The following is an 18,343-nucleotide window of genomic DNA, read 5'->3' as shown; positions in this document are numbered from 1 at the left end:
TATTGACCAATCTCGGTCGTATAGAGCAGGTTCGCCGTTTCCTGAAAGCTGACATCGCGGGCGACCGCTGGTCGAGGTCATGGCGCCAAAAGCGGACGCTACGGTGGCGCATGAGGCGCGGTAAAACGGATTGCACCTGATCCCGAGCAAGAACCTGCTATCCCCACGGGCTGCCGCCCGGTTCAAGAGCTTATCGTCAGCGCCGCAGACATGCGTTCCAGCCCCTGAAGTAACAGCGAGCGCGGACAGCCGACGTTGAGGCGAATGAACCCTTCGCCACCGGGCCCATATACGCGGCCGTCGTACAAATTAACCCCGGCACGATTGACAAAGAACTTCTGGATTCCGCCCACTTTGAGATCGAGCGCGCGGGCATCCAACCACACCAGAAACGATGCGTCGGGCCTTATAGGGGTAATGCCGGGAAGGTGTTCAGTAGCGAATTCGCAAAACTCTCCGGATGCTGGCAATGAGTGAATCAGTTGATCGATGCTACTTCAAGACTGAGTTTTTCAACACAATCCTTCGCAAAGCGGGCGTTCGGCATCTCCACGATGGTCGGTGTGAAACGCGAGGCGTCCCATCCATAACCACACCGACTACTGGCGCCCGTACTTCTTGAAAGTCGCGTTCCAGTCCGCGGCGAGGGCATCAAGCGTCTCTCTGGCCGTGCCTTGGTCGCCCGTCACGTACGGATAGACTCGCTGGTTAAACTGCTGCAGTAATTCGGCGTACTCCGGGACCGCCCAGAAGTCCTTCACCTTGAACATGGTCTCATAGAAGGCCCTGTTGTACGGCGTGGCGTTCTGAAATGCATCCGACTTCAGCACAGCCGCACTGCAGGTGTAGCCGCCGAGCTCCGACCACCTCTTCTGGGTTTCGTCCTTGATGAACCACTCGAGGAATTTGAGGGCTTCGTCTTGCTTTTGCGAATAAGAGATGATCGAGATGCCCTGCCCCCCGAGGGGGGCGAACTGATCGCCTTGCGGGCCGGCCGGGTTGGCGAAGAAGCCGGTGTTGGTGGCATTCCGATTGCTAGCCTCGTTGGTAAGCGATGGGAAGAACGCGAAATAGTTCATGCTCATCGCGGCCAGGCTTTCGGTGATCGCCAGATTCTCCTCTCCGAAATTGGCGTTGGCCCAGCCCGGAGGCGTGAATTTGTACAGCTCCCGATAGAATTCGAGCGCGGCCACGGCCCTGTCGGAATTGATAAAACCGTCGACCTCGTAGGTTGCATAGTCGCCAAGCTCGCCGCCATACGAGAAAAGCACGCTTTCGAAGCCCCCGACCAACCCATCGTATGAGTTGTCGGTGTAAATCGCGATGCCATATCTCTTCTGGTCAGGCCGGTAGAAGAACTCAGCGATGTCGCGCATCTCTTTGAACGTGTTCGGCACGGCGAGATCGTAGCCGTACTTCGCTCGGAAGTCGGCCATTTCCTTCGGATCCTCGAACCAGTCTTTGCGAAAGGCCCAACCGATAGCGTCGCCCTCGAGCGGGACCGCCCAGTATCTGCCGCTGTCGCCAGGATACTCGGAGTAAAACTTCACCGTGGCCGGAGCCATTAACTCGGCGATATCGTGCTTCGCGAAGAAGTCGGTGAGGTCGACATAGTGGCCGCCAGTCGAGCCGGCGCCGAGCCACTGCGAGTCGCCTACGACCATATCATACGCATCGCCCCTGGCATTGAATTCGGCGAAGGCTTTGGTCTGAAAGCCCGGCCAAGCCGTTGTTTCGACTGTTACCTTGACGCCCGTCTGCCTCTCATATTCGGTAACGAGTTCTTGCAGATAATTGGCAGGATCCCATTCTGCCCAGAAGATCGTGAGCTCGGCGGCAGAAGCCGGTGTGCCGGCCAGCGTTAGCACTACGCCGGCCAGCAGACCATAGCACGTTTGTTTGAGCATGGTTGTCCTCCCTGGTTGTTGCTGCCTATGGCTGCGCCGCCGGATGATGTGAAAACTTCTGCAGCAGGCTCTTTGCCTCAACCAGATCGGAAGTGCCGAAACCCTCGTTGAACGCCGCATATGCGGGTGCGAGCAGGTCTCGCGCCTCGCTCTCGCGTCCGCGATCGGACCAAAGTCGGGCAAGCCGAAGCGCAGCCCTCAGTTCGGCCAGTCTCGCACCTTGTTCGCGGGCGGCGGCCAGCGACTGCCGGAACGAGCCTTCGATAGCATCGTCGCCTTGGTCCAGGCGCGATAGGAGCTCTCCTTTGGCGCTCAACAGTTCGGGCAGCTGGTAGCTGGAGCCAGACTTGGTGAGCGTGTCGAACGCTTGCTCCAGCAGCGCAAGCCCTTCGCTTGCCTCGCCCCGCTCGCCGCAAGCGCGGGCGAGCGCGCAAAGGTAGTAAGCCATCCCCATGTCGGCGCCGGTCGCGGCGATCGCCGCGATCCCGTCGCGCATCTGGCGAATGCCTTCGTCCAACTGCCCCAAACCACCGAGCGCCCAGCCGAAGAACACGCGAGCCTGCCCAAGCAGCAGGGGCATGGCGAACTCGGTGCATACGGCGATCGCCTTTTCGGCCCAGAGTCGCCCGTCATGCGGCTCCCGTCGCATGAGATGGACGACGCTGAGCGCCATCTGCGCCTGGGCCAGGCTAACAGGGTGCGAATCGCGCTCGGCGAGGGCGACTGCTTCTCTTGACTGCTGAACCCCCTTATCCGGCTTGCCGCAAATGCAGAGCATCTGTGCGGAGAACGACCGGCAGCAAACGCCTGGATCATGCCCGGTATAGCCCCAGGCTAGGTGGCGATGCTTCTCGTAGTCGTAGATGGCCATACCCTGGCTGGCGTGCACCCCGCTGGTCTTGTAGTTGCCGAGATAAAAGTTGACACCCCAGAGCTGGTGGTGCGCTTCCAGCATGTAGCCGGAATCGCCTGAAGCATGCGCGAGTTCCATGCCGAGCGTGAGGCACTGGTTGGCGAGCGCATTTGCGGCGCGCAGGTGACCCGAAATGGTGCGGCAGGCGCTCTCGCCCCGGACCGCGGCGAACAGCTGTGTCTTATCGCCAAGCCTTTCGGCAAGTTCCCGTGCCTTCGAGAAAGAGTGCAGGACCTCGGGATCGCCCCAACCCCTGGCGGAGATGAGCGCCGAGCCCATTGCCGTCCAGAGTGACAGCTCCTGTCTGAGACGGGCCTCGGAAGCGGGCAAAGTCACAACGAGCTCGAGTCCTTTGCCGAAGTGCGCCGCGGCTTCGCGGTTGGCAGACTTTGTCATCGCCCGCTGCCCGGCTTTCAGCCACCACGACGCGGCCTCAGCCACCAGGCCGGCGATCGTATAGTGCTGCGCCACGGTCTCAGGTTCGGTCTCGGCGACGTCGGCAAACTCAGCTTCCAGCGCGGAGGCAATCTTCGCATGGATCTGCTGGCGCCGGCTTCTCAACAGGCTCTGGTAAGCCGTGTCGCAGACCAGCGCGTGCTTGAATGTGTAGGTCGCCTCCGACGCCGCGCCGCTGCGGAACAGCAGCTCCGCCTGTTCCAACTGGCTGAGCGCATCGTCGAGCCGGCCTCGGCCGGCGCCACTCACTGCGGCGAGCAGCCGGTGCCGGAAAACGCGGCCGATGCAGGCGGCGATCTGCGCCGTCTCCTTCACCGGTGACAGCCGGTCGAGTCTTGCCATCAGCGAGTCCTGCAATGTCGACGGGATGGCGATCGCCGGCAGCGGCCCGATCGCCAAATAGCGATCGCCCGCCTCGACCAATAGGTCGGAATCGAGCACGGTCTTCGTCAGCTCCTCGACGAACAGCGGCACCCCCTCCGTGTTAGCAAGGATGCGGTCCGCGATGTCGCGCGGCAGCTTCTTGCCGCCCGCCACCCGCTCCATGATCGCCGTGCCATCGCATGGTTCGAGCCGCCCCAGTTGCAGCGTGTCGACACACGACAGCGCCCTCCAGCGCGGCTCGAATTCCGGCCGCGCCGTGACCACCAGCAGGACCGGCAGGTCCGAGAGCCGCTCAACGAGCGCTTCCAGCCATTCGGCCGTCGTGGGGTCGATCCAATGGGCGTCCTCGACGAGTACGAGCACTGGAGCGTTCGTCGCCGACGCCTCGACCAGCCGCGTCAAGGCTGCGAGCGTGCGCGCCCTGAGCGCCGGCGCCGGCAACTTCGGCGGACGATAACGCCCGCGTGCATCGATCGAGAGCAGCGTTGCCAGCAATGGTAGGGCCTCGCCAGCCTCCGCGCCGATCCCGGTAAGCAGCGTCGTGAGCTTGTCGAACCGCGTGTCGGCGTTGTCGTCGCCCACGAAGCCCGCCGCCCTTTCCAAATGCGAGATCAGCGGATGGAGTGCGCTGTTGGTGTAGTGGGCCGAGCAGAAATAGCGCAGTACCGAACGCGGCCCTGCGGCGACCTGCGCGGCAAGTGCGGCCAACAGGCGAGACTTGCCGATGCCAGCCTCGCCGGTGAGTAGGAGAACCTGGCCTTGTCCCGATGTTGCGCGATGCCACCGTTCGGCTAGGAAGGCGAGCTCTTCGTGCCGGCCGACCAAAGGCGTCAGCACGGCGTGCCGGGCTTCGAAGCGGCTCTCGGCCGCCGTCTCGCCGACGATGCGCCAGCACCGCACTGGAGCGGTGAAGCCTTTGAGCTCCCGTTCACCAAGATCGGTCGCTGTGAACAGTCCGGCGACCAACCTTTGCGTAGCCTCCGCGACCACTATAGAATCCGGCTCGGCGACGGCTTGCAGCCGGGCTGCAAGATTGGGCGTGTCGCCGACTACGGCTTCCTCTTGCGCCGCGCCTTCGCCGACCAGGTCACCGACGATCACCAGCCCGGTGGCGATGCCGACACGCGCGGCGAGCGGCACTCCGCCGGGGCCGCCCAGTCGGCCGGTCGCGGTCGCGGCCGCGAGACCCGCGCGCACGGCGCGCTCGGCATCGTCCTCATGCGCCCGCGGCCAGCCGAAATAGGCGAGCACGCCGTCGCCCATGAGCTTGGCGACCCGTCCCTCGTAGCGCGCGATCTCGCGCGACACGGCCTGCTGGTAGCTGAGGATCACCTCGCGCATGTCCTCAGGATCGAGTCGCTGCGACAGCGCGGTCGAGCCGACGAGGTCGACGAACATGACGGTGAGTTGCCGCCGCTCTGCTCGTGGCGCTGCAACGTCGTCGTCGGTGACGTCTTGCGCAAACTCCTCACGAGTGGACAGGGTCGACCCTGGCTGAGCGGAGGAATTCTCCGCGAGCGCCGAAATGGCGCTGAGCAGCTTGCGCCGATGCCCCACGGACCTGATCCCCAGGGCCGTCAAGTCCTCGGTGGTGAGCTTAGGCAGCAGCTCGAAATCGATGTCATTGTCGCGGAAGGCCGGGGCGTATTCCCCCAGTCCGAGGCTTGCCAGCCATGCCGCGATATCCACGCCCTTCTCCCTAGGCGGTGGAAGTTTGGTCAGCATTATACCGCAAACAGGAGGCTAAGTCGTCCTTGCCGTTATGCCCATAGCAACGTCAGGTGCCAGTGAGAGAGGGCGCGCGTTGAGGAGGGACAAACGGCAGCTCCGGGTCAGATCACGACGACCTGAAGGTCGCTCTTGAAGATTCGAGACCCGAAGCTGTCAGTCCGCTACCGGGCCCGAAACAGTCATTCCGGATGCCAATTTGCGTGAAGAGGTCCACGTGGTGCAGGGTGGAGCAAGAAGGATGGTTCAGTCAAAGAAGCCCGCATCCTCTTCCCTGAGGTACCTCCTGGCTGCTTCTGCGTCGATATCGAGGCCCAGCCCCGGCGCTTCCAGCAGGTCCACCATACTGTCCTTCACGATCTGCGACGGCAGGCCGATTACGAGGTCCTCCCACCAGGGATCGGAGGCGCTCGGGTATTCGAAGGCGATGTAGTTGGCGGGCAAGGTGGCGCAGACATTGATCAACGCGCCGAGACCGAGCAGGCCGTTCGCCGTGCCGTGCGGCGCCATCAGGATCGAGTGCATATGGGCGTGCTCGGCTACCCATTTCAGCTCGGCGATGCCACCGATATCGGCCGGGTCCGGACCGATGATACGGACCGCCTGCGTTTCGATCAGCTCCTTGAAATTATGGCGCAGGTAGATCTGCTCGCCGGTATGGATTGGCGTCGAGGTGGAGGTGGTCAGCTCCCGATAGGCCTGCGGATTGACCCACGGCACATAGTCGCCAGTCAGCATGTCCTCGAGCCACATCAAATTGTACTTCTCGACCGCGCGAGCAAACTTAATCGCATCGGGCAGCATCCAGCCGGGGCCGCAGTCGAGCGCCAGGCTGACCTTGTCGCCCAGCACTTCCTTCATCGCGATCACGCAGTCGAGCATGTGATTGAAACCGCGCTCGCTGATCACGCCTTGATCCATGGCACCGTGATAGCCGGCCTTCTTCTGCGTCACGCCGTAATGGAAGCCCTCAATGGTGTCCTTCATGTTTGAGTGGAACGAGATTCCTTGCTTGATCATGAAGAAGTTCTGCGGCTGCTCCATCATCCATTTGACGTCAGCGGCGTAATCCTCCGGCCGGTCGCCCGTGCGTTTCTGGCGGATCGAGCCGTTGTAGACGCGCACCTTGTCGCGCACCTTGCCGCCGAGCAGTTTGTAGGCCGGCACGCCTGCGGCCTTGCCGGCAATGTCCCACAGCGCATGCTCGATAGCGCTTACTGCCGCGCCATATGGCTTGAAAGAGCCGCGTTGGCGGATCTTCAGCATCACGCGCTCGACGTCGGTCGGGTCCTCGCCGATCAGCGCCTCGCGAAAATGCAGGACCCAGGGCTTGAGGTAGGGCTTGGTGTACTCGACCTCGCCCAGGCCATAGAGGCCCTCGTCGGTGACGACACGAACGATGGGATGTTTACCGATGACGGCACAGCGGAGATCGGTGATCTTCATCTTCGGTTCTTTCGCCTCAGCTCCAGGTGCGATCCCAGGAATACTCGTTGTCCCAGTGATCCGTGGCCTGCCAGATGCCGCTGACACCCGGCTGCAGATGCTGCGAAATCACCTCGTCGACGAGGTCGTCAATCCCCAGGCCCGGCTTGTCGGGAACAATGATAAAGCCGTCTTTCACGAGCGGCTTGGCAACGCCGGTGACGATATCGTCCCACCAGTCGACATCGGCAGAGTGGTATTCGAGCGCCATGAAGTTTTCGGTCGCGGTCGCGACATGTGCCGCGGCCATTGCGGCGATTGGACTTTCTGCCATATGGATCGCCATAGCGACGCCGTGGTCCTGCGCCATGTCGCCGATCTTCTTGGTCTCGAGAATGCCCCCGCTGGTGAGCAGGTCTGGGTGGATAACGGATAGGCCGCCGCTCTTGAGCAAAGGTTCGAAGCCCTCCTTGAGGTAGATGTCCTCGCCGGTGCAGATCGGCACCGTGGTGGCGTCCTGCAGTTGTCGATACTGCTGGGTGTACTGCCATGGGATCACATCCTCGAGCCAGGCTGGCACGTATTTTTCAATCCGCCTGGCGAGGCGAATACCGTTCTGCAGCGAGATGTGGCCGACGTGGTCGATGGCGAGCGGAATATCCATGCCGATAACGTCGCGAACCTCGGCAATGTACTGCTCAAGCAGGTCGAGGCCCTTGTCGGAAAAATGGAGGCCGGTAAACGGGTGGGGGACGTTGTGCAAATCGTAGGCGGCGTTGCGGTCGCGCCGCTCTTCAAGAGTCTTGACCGGGCCGCGGCCGGGCTGGACGCGGTACCCTTCAAGTGAGCCGGCAGGAGACACGACCGCACCGGGTACATCCGCGATCTGCATCAGGCCCAGATCCATCTTGAGGAACGTGAAGCCGAGCGCCATGCGCTGCTTGAGGCGCTTGCCGGTCTCGGTGCCGCTCGGCACGGTAGCGTCGGTATCGCAATAGAGGCGCACCTTGTCCCGAAACCTGCCGCCGAGCATCTGGTAGATGGGCACGCCATAGGCCTTGCCGGCGAGATCCCACAACGCGATTTCGATCGCCGAGACGCCGCCGCCTTGCCGGCCGTGTCCGCCGAACTGTTTGATCCGGCGGAACAGGCGGTCGATGTTGCAGGGGTTCTCGCCAAGCAGCCGGCTCTTCAGCATCAGCGCGTAGGTGGCGCTGGCGCCGTCGCGCACCTCGCCAAGTCCGACGATGCCCTGGTTGGTGTAAATCTTGAGCAGGGTTGAGGTGAACGGCGCGCCGATGATTTCGGCTACCCGCATGTCGGTGATGCGAAGCTGGGATGGCTTAGAATTCGCGTTCACCCGATTGAGCGCCTCGTCGGCGCCACCCGTCTTTGCCATGACTTATCCTCGTTCTGGTGGATGGGACTTGTCGCCCGCACGCCGGGCCGGCATAGGGCGTTGCTAGCCCAGCTCAATCTCGTGGGCCTGCAGGTAGTCACGGTCCATCTCAATACCGAGACCAGGCTTCGACGTCAGCTTGAGGCTGCCGTTCGAATTGTCGAGTGGTCTGTCGATGAGGTGATCGTATTTGCCCAGGTTCCACTCCGAGGTTTCGAGCTTGTAGAAGTTAGGAACGGTCATCATCACCTGCGCTCCCGCAACCACGTTGATCGGTCCCGCGGCGTCATGTGGCGAGACCGGGACGTAGTAGGCTTCGCATAGGGCAGAAATCTTCTTGAGTTCGGTAATGCCGCCAGTCCAAGTGACGTCCGGCATGATGTAGTCAGCGAGCCTGTTCTCGAGTACCGGCACGAAATCCCACTTCGTGTGGCCGCGCTCGCCCCACGAGATGGCGGCACTGATCTTTTCACGCACCTGCTTGAGGGCGTTGAGGCTCTCGGGCGGGCAGGGCTCCTCAAACCAATCGATCTGGCCGGCTTCCTCGAGGCTCCGACAGAGGCGAATGGCGGTGGGAACGTCGAAGCGGCCATGCGCATCGATGAGAATGTCTACATCGGGCCCCGCCGTTTCGCGGATCAGAGCCGTGAGTTCGGCGGCTTCGCGCTCGTCCTTGCGGGTCATGCTGCCATCGAGGTAGCCGTCCCGCTGTTCGCGGGGCAGGCCATCGGCGCTGCGGCCCTGGTGGGGGTACGGATCGAACTTGAGCGCGGTGTGTCCGGACTCGACGATGTCTAGAATTTCGCGGACCACAGCCTCCTTGCTGGTGAATTTGGCCTGGTTGGGATGGGTGTAGAGCGCTATTTCATCGCGTACTGGTCCGCCCAGCAGCTCGTAAATCGGCTTACCGAGGACTTTGCCCCGGATATCCCAGAGGGCTATATCGATGGCGCTCACGCATTCGACGGCGGCGCCGCGGCTGCCCATGTAGGTGAAGCTGCGAAAAATCTTGTGCCAGAGATGCTCGATACCCGCTGGATCCTCGCCGGTCACGGCGACACCGATCTGCCGCAGGATCGTGCAGAGAGCGCGGTTGGCGAGCTTTGTAGTGGTGGTGATCTCTCCCCAGCCACTCACCCCCTCGTTGGTCGTCACTTCGACGAACAGGAACTCTCCCCAATAAGAAGCATCGGACTTGATCAGCCATGGCCGAATGCTCGTGATTTTCATCTCAATTCCTTTATCTGAAATGGTCAGGCTAACGATGTTCGAGACTGGACCTTCGTTCCTATCCGGCCCGAGCGGCGTTGCGCGCACGCATCTGTTCGAGAATATGCCGGCCGGAACCCTCGACATGGCGGGAAACGAGTTCGGCCGCCTTGTCGGCTTCTCCCGCTTTTACGTGCGCGATGAGTTCGCGGTGCTCGCGAATGATCGCGGCACGCCGCGCGAGCGTGAAATTGAAACGCCGGCTGACGGCTCGCAGCACTTCGCGATGCTTCCACCAAAGTTCGGCGGCATGGCGGTTATAGTGCCGCTGGTACATCACGGTGTGGAAAGCGGTATCAAGCTCACTGTGCCTGAAGGTGTCGGCGAAGTTGTTCTCTTCAATCAGGCCCTGGAGACGTTCGAGTTCGGCGATGTCCTCGCCGGTCGCCATATTCACAAACCATCGCGTCAGGGCCGGCTCAATCAAAACACCGATTTCATAGATATCCCGGACAAAATCCTGATCTATGGGTCGGACGCGCGCCCCGCGGTTGGGAAGAAAGATGACAAAACCCTCCCCGCGCAAGAGCTGCAGGGCCTCGCGCACGGGGTTGGTCGAGGTGCCGTGACGCCGGGCGAGATCGGTAACCACAAGCCGTTCGTTGGCGGCGAGCCGTCCCTCAATGATGTCTTCCCTGATCAGTTCATAAAGCGAGGCGCCTTCGCTGGAGGCCCCCATGGGGTCAGTCTCCACCGGTGGCTTGGCTTTAAAATCACCTATTTCGGCCAAGGCCGGCTCCCCTAATCAATAGATACCCCTGCCGATATCACACACGGTTTTCACAAACAATGTACGATCCAACGCGTTGACAGGCAATCCACGATCTGAAAACGTACAAAATGATCGAAGGGATACATAGAACAGAAAGGCGTCCCGCGGTCGAACGAGCTAGACCGCTTTGCCTCGGCGCAGGGCGGCATGGAGAAACAGGGAGGATACCTATGACGAGGATTACGCTCGGCAGTGCGGTCCTGCGCGGCACTGTCGCCACTGCTTTGATGGCATCGCTGATGTCCACTTCGGCGCTGGGAGCGCCGCCGGTCGACCTCAGCAAGTGGTCGCCGGAATATGTGCGCTCCATTGCAGGCACACAGGATTTTGACACGGCGGCCGATTGCGCCAAGGTCACCCCCCTCGACTACAAGGGGCGACTGACTTTCTGGTATCAGGGCGTGTTCGAGGGCGACCCCGACCTTTTGCGCCAGTACTACAAGGATTTCTTCGAGACCTTCCGCAAGACCTATCCGAACATCCAGCTCGAGGAACAGGCCCTCACCTATAACGACCTTCTTGACAAGTTCCGCACGGCGCTCCTGGGCAATGCCGCGCCGATGGCGGTCCGCCTGCAAATCCTGGGTGGTACCGAGTTCGCCTCAAAAGGCTATCTGGAGCCGCTCAAACCCGAGGATGTGGGGTATTCCACCGAGGACTTCTGGCCCGGCGCCATGAAGGCCGTGACCTGGGAAGGGGTGACCTACGGCATTCCAACCAACAACGAGACGATGGCGTTCATCTGGAACGCCGACATCTTCAAGCGTGCGGGCCTCGATCCGGACAAGGCTCCGGCAACCTGGGACGACGTCGTCAAGTATTCCAAGCAGATCCACGACAAGCTCGGCATTGCCGGTTACGGCCTCGTGGCTCGCAAGAATGCCGGCAATACGCCGTACCGTTTCATGCCGCAGCTGTGGGCCTATGGCGGCGGCGTCTTCGACGAAGCCACCCCGAACCCGACCTATGAGCAGGTCAAGCTCGATAGCCCGCAGAGCAAGGCCGCGCTGCAAGCCTCGTACGACATGTATGTTCGCGACAAGTCGGTTCCGGTTTCGGCACTCACCAACCAGCAGGCCGATAACCAGCCCCTGTTCCTCGCCGGCCAGCTCGGCATGATGATCTCGCATCCTTCCGACTACGACGTCATGCTCGACCTGCAGAAGAAGGCGACGGGCGCCGACAAGGATAAGGCGCAGACCGTCATCGACAACATGCGCTACGGCCTGATTCCCACTGGCCCCGACGGCAAGCGCGCAGTCGTGTTCGGCGGCTCGAACATTCACATTCTGAAGCCTGAATATGTCGAGGGCGGTAAGGTCGACGAGCCAGCTGCAAAGGCTATCATCTGCATGTGGACAAGCCCTGAATGGTCGCTGAAGATGGCCTACGCCGGCTCGAACCCGGGCAACCTTAACGGCTTCAAGACCAAATGGATGAAGGAACGCCTAGACAACATCAAGTTCCTCGATGTGACGACCTCGATGCTACCATATGGCATCCCGTTCCCAGCGCTGCCGCAGGCCCCCGAGATCATGAACATCATCGTCCCGGACATGCTGCAGAATGCCCTGACCGGTGCGATGACCGTCGACCAGGCAGCGGACGACGCGGCCAAGAAGGTAAGAGACCTGATGGGCGGACTCTAGTCCAAGCCTGACCGGCTGCACCGATAGTGCAGCCGGTTCGTTCAGAAGAAATAAGGGCGCGCCACAGTGACGATCGTGACCGGCAAGGCCGAGGCTCGCCGAAGATTGCAATCCGGTAGGTCCGGCGTGCTACGGAAAATATGGGATCATCGCGCTGACTACGCGTACGTGCTCCCTGCGATCGCCGTGATGCTCATCGTCATCGCCTATCCGATCTACTACACGATCGAGCTGTCGTTCTTTAAGACGCCGCCTGGCCTACAACTTCGCGACAAGACCTTCATAGGTTTCGACAACTACACGGCCATCCTCACCAGTGAGGTGTTCTGGAAAGTCACCTGGAACACTCTGATCTGGACACTGGGATCCACTTTGATCTCCTTTGTCCTGGGGTTTGCCACCGCGCTGGCGCTCCACCGCGCCTTTATCGGCCGCGGTGTCCTGCGCGCAACCCTGATCATTCCCTGGGTCATCAGCGCGGTCGCCGCCTCCTATATTTGGAAGTGGATCTATCATTCGGACTTCGGGATCATCGGTGCGGTGCTGGTCGGCCTCGGATTGGCCGACCGACCGCCGAATTTTATCGACAGCGTCAGCACGGTGCTGCCTTCCCTGATCGTCGTCAATATCTGGCGCGAGTTTCCGTTCGCCATGATCATGATGATGGCCGGCCTGCAGACCGTGCCCGAGCAGTTGCTGCGCGCCGCGCAGGTCGACGGCGCCAGCGCCTGGCAGCGCTTCTGGCACGTCACCTTCCCGCACTTGCGCAACGTCTCGACGGTGACGATCCTGCTGCTCGCGGTGGCCAACTTCAATTCCTTCATCATCCCCTGGATCATGACCGGCGGCGGGCCCTCCAACGCATCGCATATCTGGATCACCCACATTTATGAGCTTGCCTTCGGGCGACAGCGCTGGGGCGTGGCATCTGCCTATTCGGTGCTCCTGTTCCTCATCCTGATGACGCTCGGCTACTTCTACGTCCGTGCGCTAAGCGGCAATGAGCGGAAAGAGGGGAGCGCATGAGCACGACTGCCAAGACAGCCCCTCGAGGCCTGAGCCGTCGCCGCATGCGCGTCGACGGATGGCGGTGGGCCGGGCGCATCTTCCTCGTGTTCATGCTGCTTTACACCGCGGTGCCGATGATCTGGATGCTGATCACCTCGATCAAGTCCGGGTTCGCGGCGATGCAATTCCCGCCGCAATGGTGGCCGGACGAACCTACCCTCGCCAGCTACGAGAAGCTACTCGATCCCCAGAACAGCGTCGGCCAGGACTTCCTCCGCTTCTTCTGGAACAGCCTTTTCGTGTCGACCGTCACGACAATCCTCTCGGTGATCGTCGCCGTCCCTGCGGCCTACGCGTTTTCGCGCTTCAGTTTCCCCGGCCGGAACTTCCTGTTCTTCGCCGTGCTGCTGCGCAACATGTTCCCGGCTGTGATCTTTCTCGTGCCGCTGTTCATCCTGATGCGCCTGCTCGGGTTGATGAACACGCATGGCTCGCTGATTCTCACCTATCTCACCTTCGGCCTGCCGCTGGCGATCTGGTTGCTCAAGGGCTTTTACGACAACATTCCGGTGCAGCTCGAGCAGGCGGCGCGCATCGATGGGGCAACGCGGTTCCAGGCCTTCATCTTGATTGTGATGCCGCTCTCGACGCCGGGGATCATCGCCACCGCGATCTATTCGTTCATCGGCGCGTGGAACGAGTACATCTACGCCTACACCTTCCTCACCAAGAACGACCAGTTGACACTGCCGGTCGGCATCCAGCGCTTCTTCTCAGAGAATACGACGGACTTTCCGGGCCTGATGGCGGCCAGCTTTATGATGAGCGTGCCCGTCGTGGTGCTGTTCCTCGTCCTGCAACGATACTTCGTACGCGCCCTTACAGAAGGCGCGGTCAAGCACTAGGGAGTTGCCGATGGCCCACGTGGTCCTCAAAGATCTCGTCAAGACTTATGGCAGCTTCAAAGCTGTCAACGACGTCTCGCTGACGGTCAATGACGGCGAGTTCGTTGCGCTCGTCGGCCCTTCAGGCTGCGGCAAGACAACCACGCTCAATCTCGTCGCGGGGCTGATCCCGATCACATCGGGCGACATCGTCATCGGGGACCGGGTGGTCAATGACCTCGACCCCAAGGACCGGGACATCGCAATGGTGTTCCAGAACTACGCGCTCTATCCGCAGAAATCGGTTTACAAGAACCTGGCGTTCCCGCTGCAGATGCGCAAACTGCCCAGGGACGAGATCGACAAGAAGGTCAAGGAAGCGGCGCGAGTGCTCGACATGACGCACCTGCTCGAGCGCAAGCCACGCGAACTTTCGGGCGGGCAGCAGCAGCGGGTGGCCCTGGGCCGTGCGCTTGTCCGCGACCCCGCCGTGTTCCTCATGGACGAGCCGCTCTCTAACCTCGACGCCAAACTGCGCGTGCAGATGCGGTCGGAGATCAAGCGCTTCCACCAAGACCTCAAGGCGACGATCATCTATGTGACGCACGACCAGCTCGAAGCCGTAACCATGGCCGACAAGATGGCGGTGATGAACGGCGGCTACCTGCAGCAATACGATTCACCGGCGCGGGTCTTTGCCCATCCCGTCAACATGTTCGTCGCCAGCTTCATCGGCAGCCCGGCGATGAGCCTTATTCCGCTGGAGGCATCGACGGCAAACGGCAACTCTGTGTTGACCGGCGCGGAGGGCTGGAGCTTTGAGCTCTCGCCGCGCAACGCCCAGAAGGTCGCAAGGGCAACGACCAAGAAAGTCGTGCTCGGCGCGCGTCACTCGACGATCAAGCTGCGCAAGGGCGCGGTCCCCGGTGCCATTCCGGCCAAGGCCTACACGGTGGAGCCGACCGGAGACGTCACCTTCGTGCAGGCGTTCCTGTCCGGCGCCATCGTCAACGTCAGCGTGCCGCCGAACATTGCCGTCGCGCCCGATGAACAGATCTGGCTCGAGTTCGACCAGGAGCGGATGCATCTGTTCGACGGCCAAACCGAAATGGCCCTCAAGGCCAACTGAGACAGGGTGGATGCGTTTGGAACGTGGCGTGGATGATTACGAAGCTTAAGATCACCGCGATCAAGCCCTATCCAGTGTGGGTAGGAACGCGCAACCAGATGCTCGTCAAGGTCGACACCGACCAAGGCATCTTCGGCTGGGGTGAGAGCGGCTTGAGTGGTCGCGAGAAAGCGGTGGCCGGCGCGGTTGAGCACTATCGCGAGTTTCTCATCGGCCGCGACCCGATGCAGATGGGCCGCATCTGGCAGGAGGTTTATCGCAGCCAGTACTTCGAAGGCGGACGAGTTCTGCAGGCGGCGATTTCCGCCATCGACATCGCCCTTCACGACATCAAGGGCAAGGCGCTGGGAGTGCCGGTCTACGAGCTGCTAGGCGGCAAGCAGCGCGACCGCATCCCCACCTTCGCCTCGACCGGAGACGAGGCCGAAGGCGACGTTGCCATCGAACGAGCCCGCGAGCTGCGCGCACAGGGCTGGCAGGCGATCCGCTTCTTCCCCGCCGGGCAAAACAGCAGGGAGATCTTCGAGCCGCGCGAGTCGATCGGCGCTACCTCGGGTATGCTTAACAAGGCGCGCGAGGCGCTGGGCGACGACGTCGTCCTCGGCATCGATTATCATCATCGGCTGTCGGTGGCCGAGGCGGCGAGCTTCTGCAATAAGCTCGGCCGCGGCGTGCTTGATTTCGTCGAAGAGCCGATACGAGACGAGGCACCGGAGGCCTACGAATCCCTACGTACAATGACCGACATCCCCTTTGCCATCGGCGAGGAATTTGCCAGCAAGTGGCAGTTCCTGCCCTACATCGAGCGTGGCATCCACCAGTTCAACCGGCTCGATGTTTGCAATGTCGGCGGGCTTACCGAGGCGATGAAAGTCGCTGGCTGGAGCGAGGCGCACTATGTGGATCTGATGCCGCACAATCCCCTTGGTCCGGTGTGCACGGCCGCGACCGTGCATCTCGCCGCCGCGGTACCCAACTTCGCCTGGCTCGAGACCAGGGAACCCGAAACAAAGCTGGGCTTCGACAATTCCGACTTCTTCCCCGTGCAACCACGGCTCGACGGGACCAACTATCCGGTTGGCGATCTGCCGGGGCTCGGCGTCGAGGTCAACGAGGAGGCGATCCAGGCGGCGAGCTTTCGTTTTTGGGAAGCACCTCACCTGAAGCGCCGCGACGGTTCTGTTACGAACTGGTAGTTCTCTTTCAACCGGAGTCCACGATGACACATGCTCCCGACATCACGCGGCCGCCAAAACACCTGATCGACGCGCTAAGGGAGATCGGCGCCGCGACGGTTGCCGGCACGCTTGGCCACATGGGTTTTCGCAATCCGCACATGGTCGGACCGGTGGCGCAGAACCACGGGAAGTCGATCGTCGGGCCGGCGCTGACGCTGCAGTTCATGCCACAGCGGCCAGACCTATTCACCGAGGGAGAATACGCCGATCCAGAGACGCAGCTGCATCGGCACGTGCTTTATCACGCACAGGAGGGCGATGTAGTCGTGGTCGACGCGCGCGGCGACATGAGCTCGGGCGTCTTCGGCGATATGATGTCGACGTATTTCAAGGGCAGGGGCGGCGCGGGCATCGTCATCGATGGATGCATGCGCGACCGGCCCAATGTTGAAAAGCTCGATCTGCCCCTATGGCTGCGCGGTTGGACGCCAAATTATCATGTGCAGACCAGCATCTATCCCAATGCCGTCAACGTTCCGATTGCCTGCGGCGGTGTCACGGTGATCCCCGGTGACATCATCGTCGCCGACGACGACGGGGTGGTGGTGCTCCCTGTCGCAATGGCCCCGACGGTAATCGAAGAATCACAGAAGCATCACGATTGGGAGGAGTTCTCGCGAGTGAAGCTCATGGAGGGCGGGCCGTTGCAACGCTACTATCCGCTGCATGACGACGCCCGTGGGGAGTACGAGGAGTGGCGCAAAACAAACCGCTTGGAGGGCCCGAGTTAGCGCATGGATTACCCTGCGGCAGGCGGCAGACCTTCTGGCGGTAACGCCGGCGTCTACGCAAAAGGCCTCAACAAATGCCGCGAATAACTCTACAGGCTGCCCGTCAATCCGGAGCCCGGTCAGAAGCTTTCCCGGACGCAGTATCTCGACTACGCGGAGCGCGTCGAGAAAAGCTCGGTCGTGAAGGTCAGCCGCGGACCATGGTGTCCATCGCTGCTTGAGGGCGGAGTCGATGCCCTCTTGGTGTGGCGCCGATCCGCACCGGTTCAATCGGGCGCCCAGAAACGGTTTTGAACAACCGGATAGTGTTCGTGCAATTTCGCGCGGGCGCAGGGGTGCAGGTTGCCCCGCTGCTTCGGTGCAACCTAGGTTTTGTCCGCGCAGATGTCAGCTTGCCCGCTTTTCGTGGCTATATTCCAGAGCGCGGGCTGACTGCTTTCGGCCCGAGGCTGCCAGGCAGCAATGCGCCGATGTGTGCTGTTTGCGCTGATAGGGGTGGGTACCATCGTGTGATGCCAAGCCGGTGTGTGAGCAGATGCGGGCATCACTAGCAAGTGGAACAATCCGACAGCCGGCGAGGTTTCCAAGAGGAAGGGCGATCTGTTTCGGAGGAAGACTAGGATGAAACGCGTCCTTGCCCAAACCGCTGTACGGCTGATGCTGGGCGGCGTAACCGCCTGCCTGCTCACGGTCGTCGAGATTCCCAACCCGGTTGCGCCATTGTCGCTTGTGTCCGAGGCGAGGGCCGCCACCGATGTTTCCATTTCGATCAGCACATTCTACGATGACCTGTCTTCCCATGGTGATTGGGTTTCCTACCACGGAGCGACCGTTTTCGTCCCGGTCGATGTACCTGACGATTGGCGTCCGTATACCCTTGGACACTGGGTCTATACCGAGCAATATGGCTGGCTCTGGGTGTCCGACGAGCCGTTCGGCTGGGCGACCTACCATTACGGCCGGTGGGGCTATGCCGACGACATCGGCTGGTACTGGGTTCCCGGCACTCGTTGGGCGCCAGCATGGGTGAGCTGGCGGCGTGACAGGGAGCACATGATCTGGGCTCCGCTGCCGCCGCGCCGCGATCCCGATTTGATTTCAATCGAGGTGACATTCGACACCACGCCGGATTTTTACTGGGTCGTGGTCCCCACCCGCGAATTCCTTGCTGAGGACATTTCTGTCGTCGTTATCCGTGATGAGCCGGAGTTTGTGCGCATTGTCGAGGCGGCCGAGCCGGCCGGCGACGTGACGATCCAGAACAACGTGGTGATCAACAAAGTCATTGATGTTGATGTGATCGAGAAGGAGACGAACCAGCAGGTGACTGTCGTCGAAGTCAGCGACACCGAGACGCCCGAGCAGGCCGGCAAATTGGAAAAGAATACGGTCACGGTCTTTGAAGGTGAAGTCAAGGCCGATCCCGATGCCAAACCAGCTGAGCTCAAAGA

General features: G+C 61.4%; 14 protein-coding genes. 7 read left to right on the top strand and 7 right to left on the bottom strand.

Annotated elements, in window-relative coordinates; translation table 11 throughout:
* Nucleotides 1-182 precede the first annotated feature (182 nt).
* From EOA85_RS07600 to EOA85_RS07570, 7 genes are all read right to left on the bottom strand, one after another.
* Nucleotides 183-470, bottom strand: a complete 288-nt coding sequence (locus EOA85_RS07600; protein ID WP_127208938.1) for a hypothetical protein — start codon at nucleotides 468-470, stop codon at nucleotides 183-185.
* 129 nt (nucleotides 471-599) lie between these two features.
* Nucleotides 600-1,907 (bottom strand): extracellular solute-binding protein, encoded by a 1,308-nt coding sequence (locus EOA85_RS07595; protein WP_127208940.1) that lies wholly within the window; start codon nucleotides 1,905-1,907, stop codon nucleotides 600-602.
* Nucleotides 1,908-1,932: 25 nt separating this feature from the next.
* The gene (locus EOA85_RS07590; protein WP_245485636.1) at nucleotides 1,933-5,349 is read right to left on the bottom strand and encodes an AAA family ATPase; all 3,417 of its coding nucleotides are present in this window, start codon (nucleotides 5,347-5,349) and stop codon (nucleotides 1,933-1,935) included.
* Between the two features lie 285 nt (nucleotides 5,350-5,634).
* Nucleotides 5,635-6,834, bottom strand: coding sequence for a mandelate racemase/muconate lactonizing enzyme family protein (locus tag EOA85_RS07585; protein WP_127208936.1), 1,200 nt, complete (start codon nucleotides 6,832-6,834; stop codon nucleotides 5,635-5,637).
* 16 nt (nucleotides 6,835-6,850) lie between these two features.
* Nucleotides 6,851-8,212 (bottom strand): mandelate racemase/muconate lactonizing enzyme family protein, encoded by a 1,362-nt coding sequence (locus tag EOA85_RS07580; RefSeq protein ID WP_127208935.1) that lies wholly within the window; start codon nucleotides 8,210-8,212, stop codon nucleotides 6,851-6,853.
* A 63-nt stretch (nucleotides 8,213-8,275) separates the two neighbouring features.
* On the bottom strand, nucleotides 8,276-9,442 hold the full coding sequence (locus EOA85_RS07575; RefSeq protein ID WP_127208939.1) for a mandelate racemase/muconate lactonizing enzyme family protein: 1,167 nt from the start codon (nucleotides 9,440-9,442) through the stop codon (nucleotides 8,276-8,278).
* Nucleotides 9,443-9,500: 58 nt separating this feature from the next.
* Complete coding sequence (locus tag EOA85_RS07570; protein WP_127208934.1) at nucleotides 9,501-10,211, bottom strand: GntR family transcriptional regulator; 711 nt, start codon at nucleotides 10,209-10,211, stop codon at nucleotides 9,501-9,503.
* Nucleotides 10,212-10,423: 212 nt separating this feature from the next.
* On the opposite strand from EOA85_RS07570, the gene EOA85_RS07565 reads away from it, so the two are divergent.
* From EOA85_RS07565 to EOA85_RS07535, 7 genes are all read left to right on the top strand, one after another.
* Nucleotides 10,424-11,902, top strand: a complete 1,479-nt coding sequence (locus EOA85_RS07565; protein WP_127208933.1) for a sugar ABC transporter substrate-binding protein — start codon at nucleotides 10,424-10,426, stop codon at nucleotides 11,900-11,902.
* A 66-nt stretch (nucleotides 11,903-11,968) separates the two neighbouring features.
* On the top strand, nucleotides 11,969-12,928 hold the full coding sequence (locus EOA85_RS07560; protein WP_127208932.1) for a sugar ABC transporter permease: 960 nt from the start codon (nucleotides 11,969-11,971) through the stop codon (nucleotides 12,926-12,928).
* Entirely contained in the window at nucleotides 12,925-13,815 is an 891-nt protein-coding gene (locus tag EOA85_RS07555; protein ID WP_127208931.1) for a carbohydrate ABC transporter permease, read from the top strand. The genes EOA85_RS07560 and EOA85_RS07555 overlap by 4 nt, the downstream gene beginning before the upstream one ends.
* Nucleotides 13,816-13,825: 10 nt before the next feature.
* Complete coding sequence (locus EOA85_RS07550) at nucleotides 13,826-14,923, top strand: ABC transporter ATP-binding protein (protein ID WP_127208930.1); 1,098 nt, start codon at nucleotides 13,826-13,828, stop codon at nucleotides 14,921-14,923.
* 32 nt (nucleotides 14,924-14,955) lie between these two features.
* The gene (locus EOA85_RS07545; RefSeq protein ID WP_127208929.1) at nucleotides 14,956-16,119 is read left to right on the top strand and encodes a mandelate racemase/muconate lactonizing enzyme family protein; all 1,164 of its coding nucleotides are present in this window, start codon (nucleotides 14,956-14,958) and stop codon (nucleotides 16,117-16,119) included.
* A 23-nt stretch (nucleotides 16,120-16,142) separates the two neighbouring features.
* Nucleotides 16,143-16,892 carry a ribonuclease activity regulator RraA gene (locus EOA85_RS07540; protein ID WP_127208928.1) on the top strand — a complete coding sequence of 250 codons (750 nt, stop codon included), beginning with the start codon at nucleotides 16,143-16,145 and terminating at the stop codon, nucleotides 16,890-16,892.
* A 621-nt stretch (nucleotides 16,893-17,513) separates the two neighbouring features.
* On the top strand, nucleotides 17,514-18,343 hold an 830-nt coding region (locus EOA85_RS07535; RefSeq protein WP_348627884.1), incomplete at its 3' end, for a DUF6600 domain-containing protein.

Source organism: Mesorhizobium sp. M5C.F.Ca.IN.020.29.1.1, from assembly GCF_003997375.1.
GTDB classification, from domain to species: Bacteria; Pseudomonadota; Alphaproteobacteria; order Rhizobiales; family Rhizobiaceae; genus Mesorhizobium; species Mesorhizobium wenxiniae.
The sequence above is the reverse complement of the archived record's forward strand: the minus strand, read 5'-3'. Positions and strand labels throughout refer to the sequence as shown.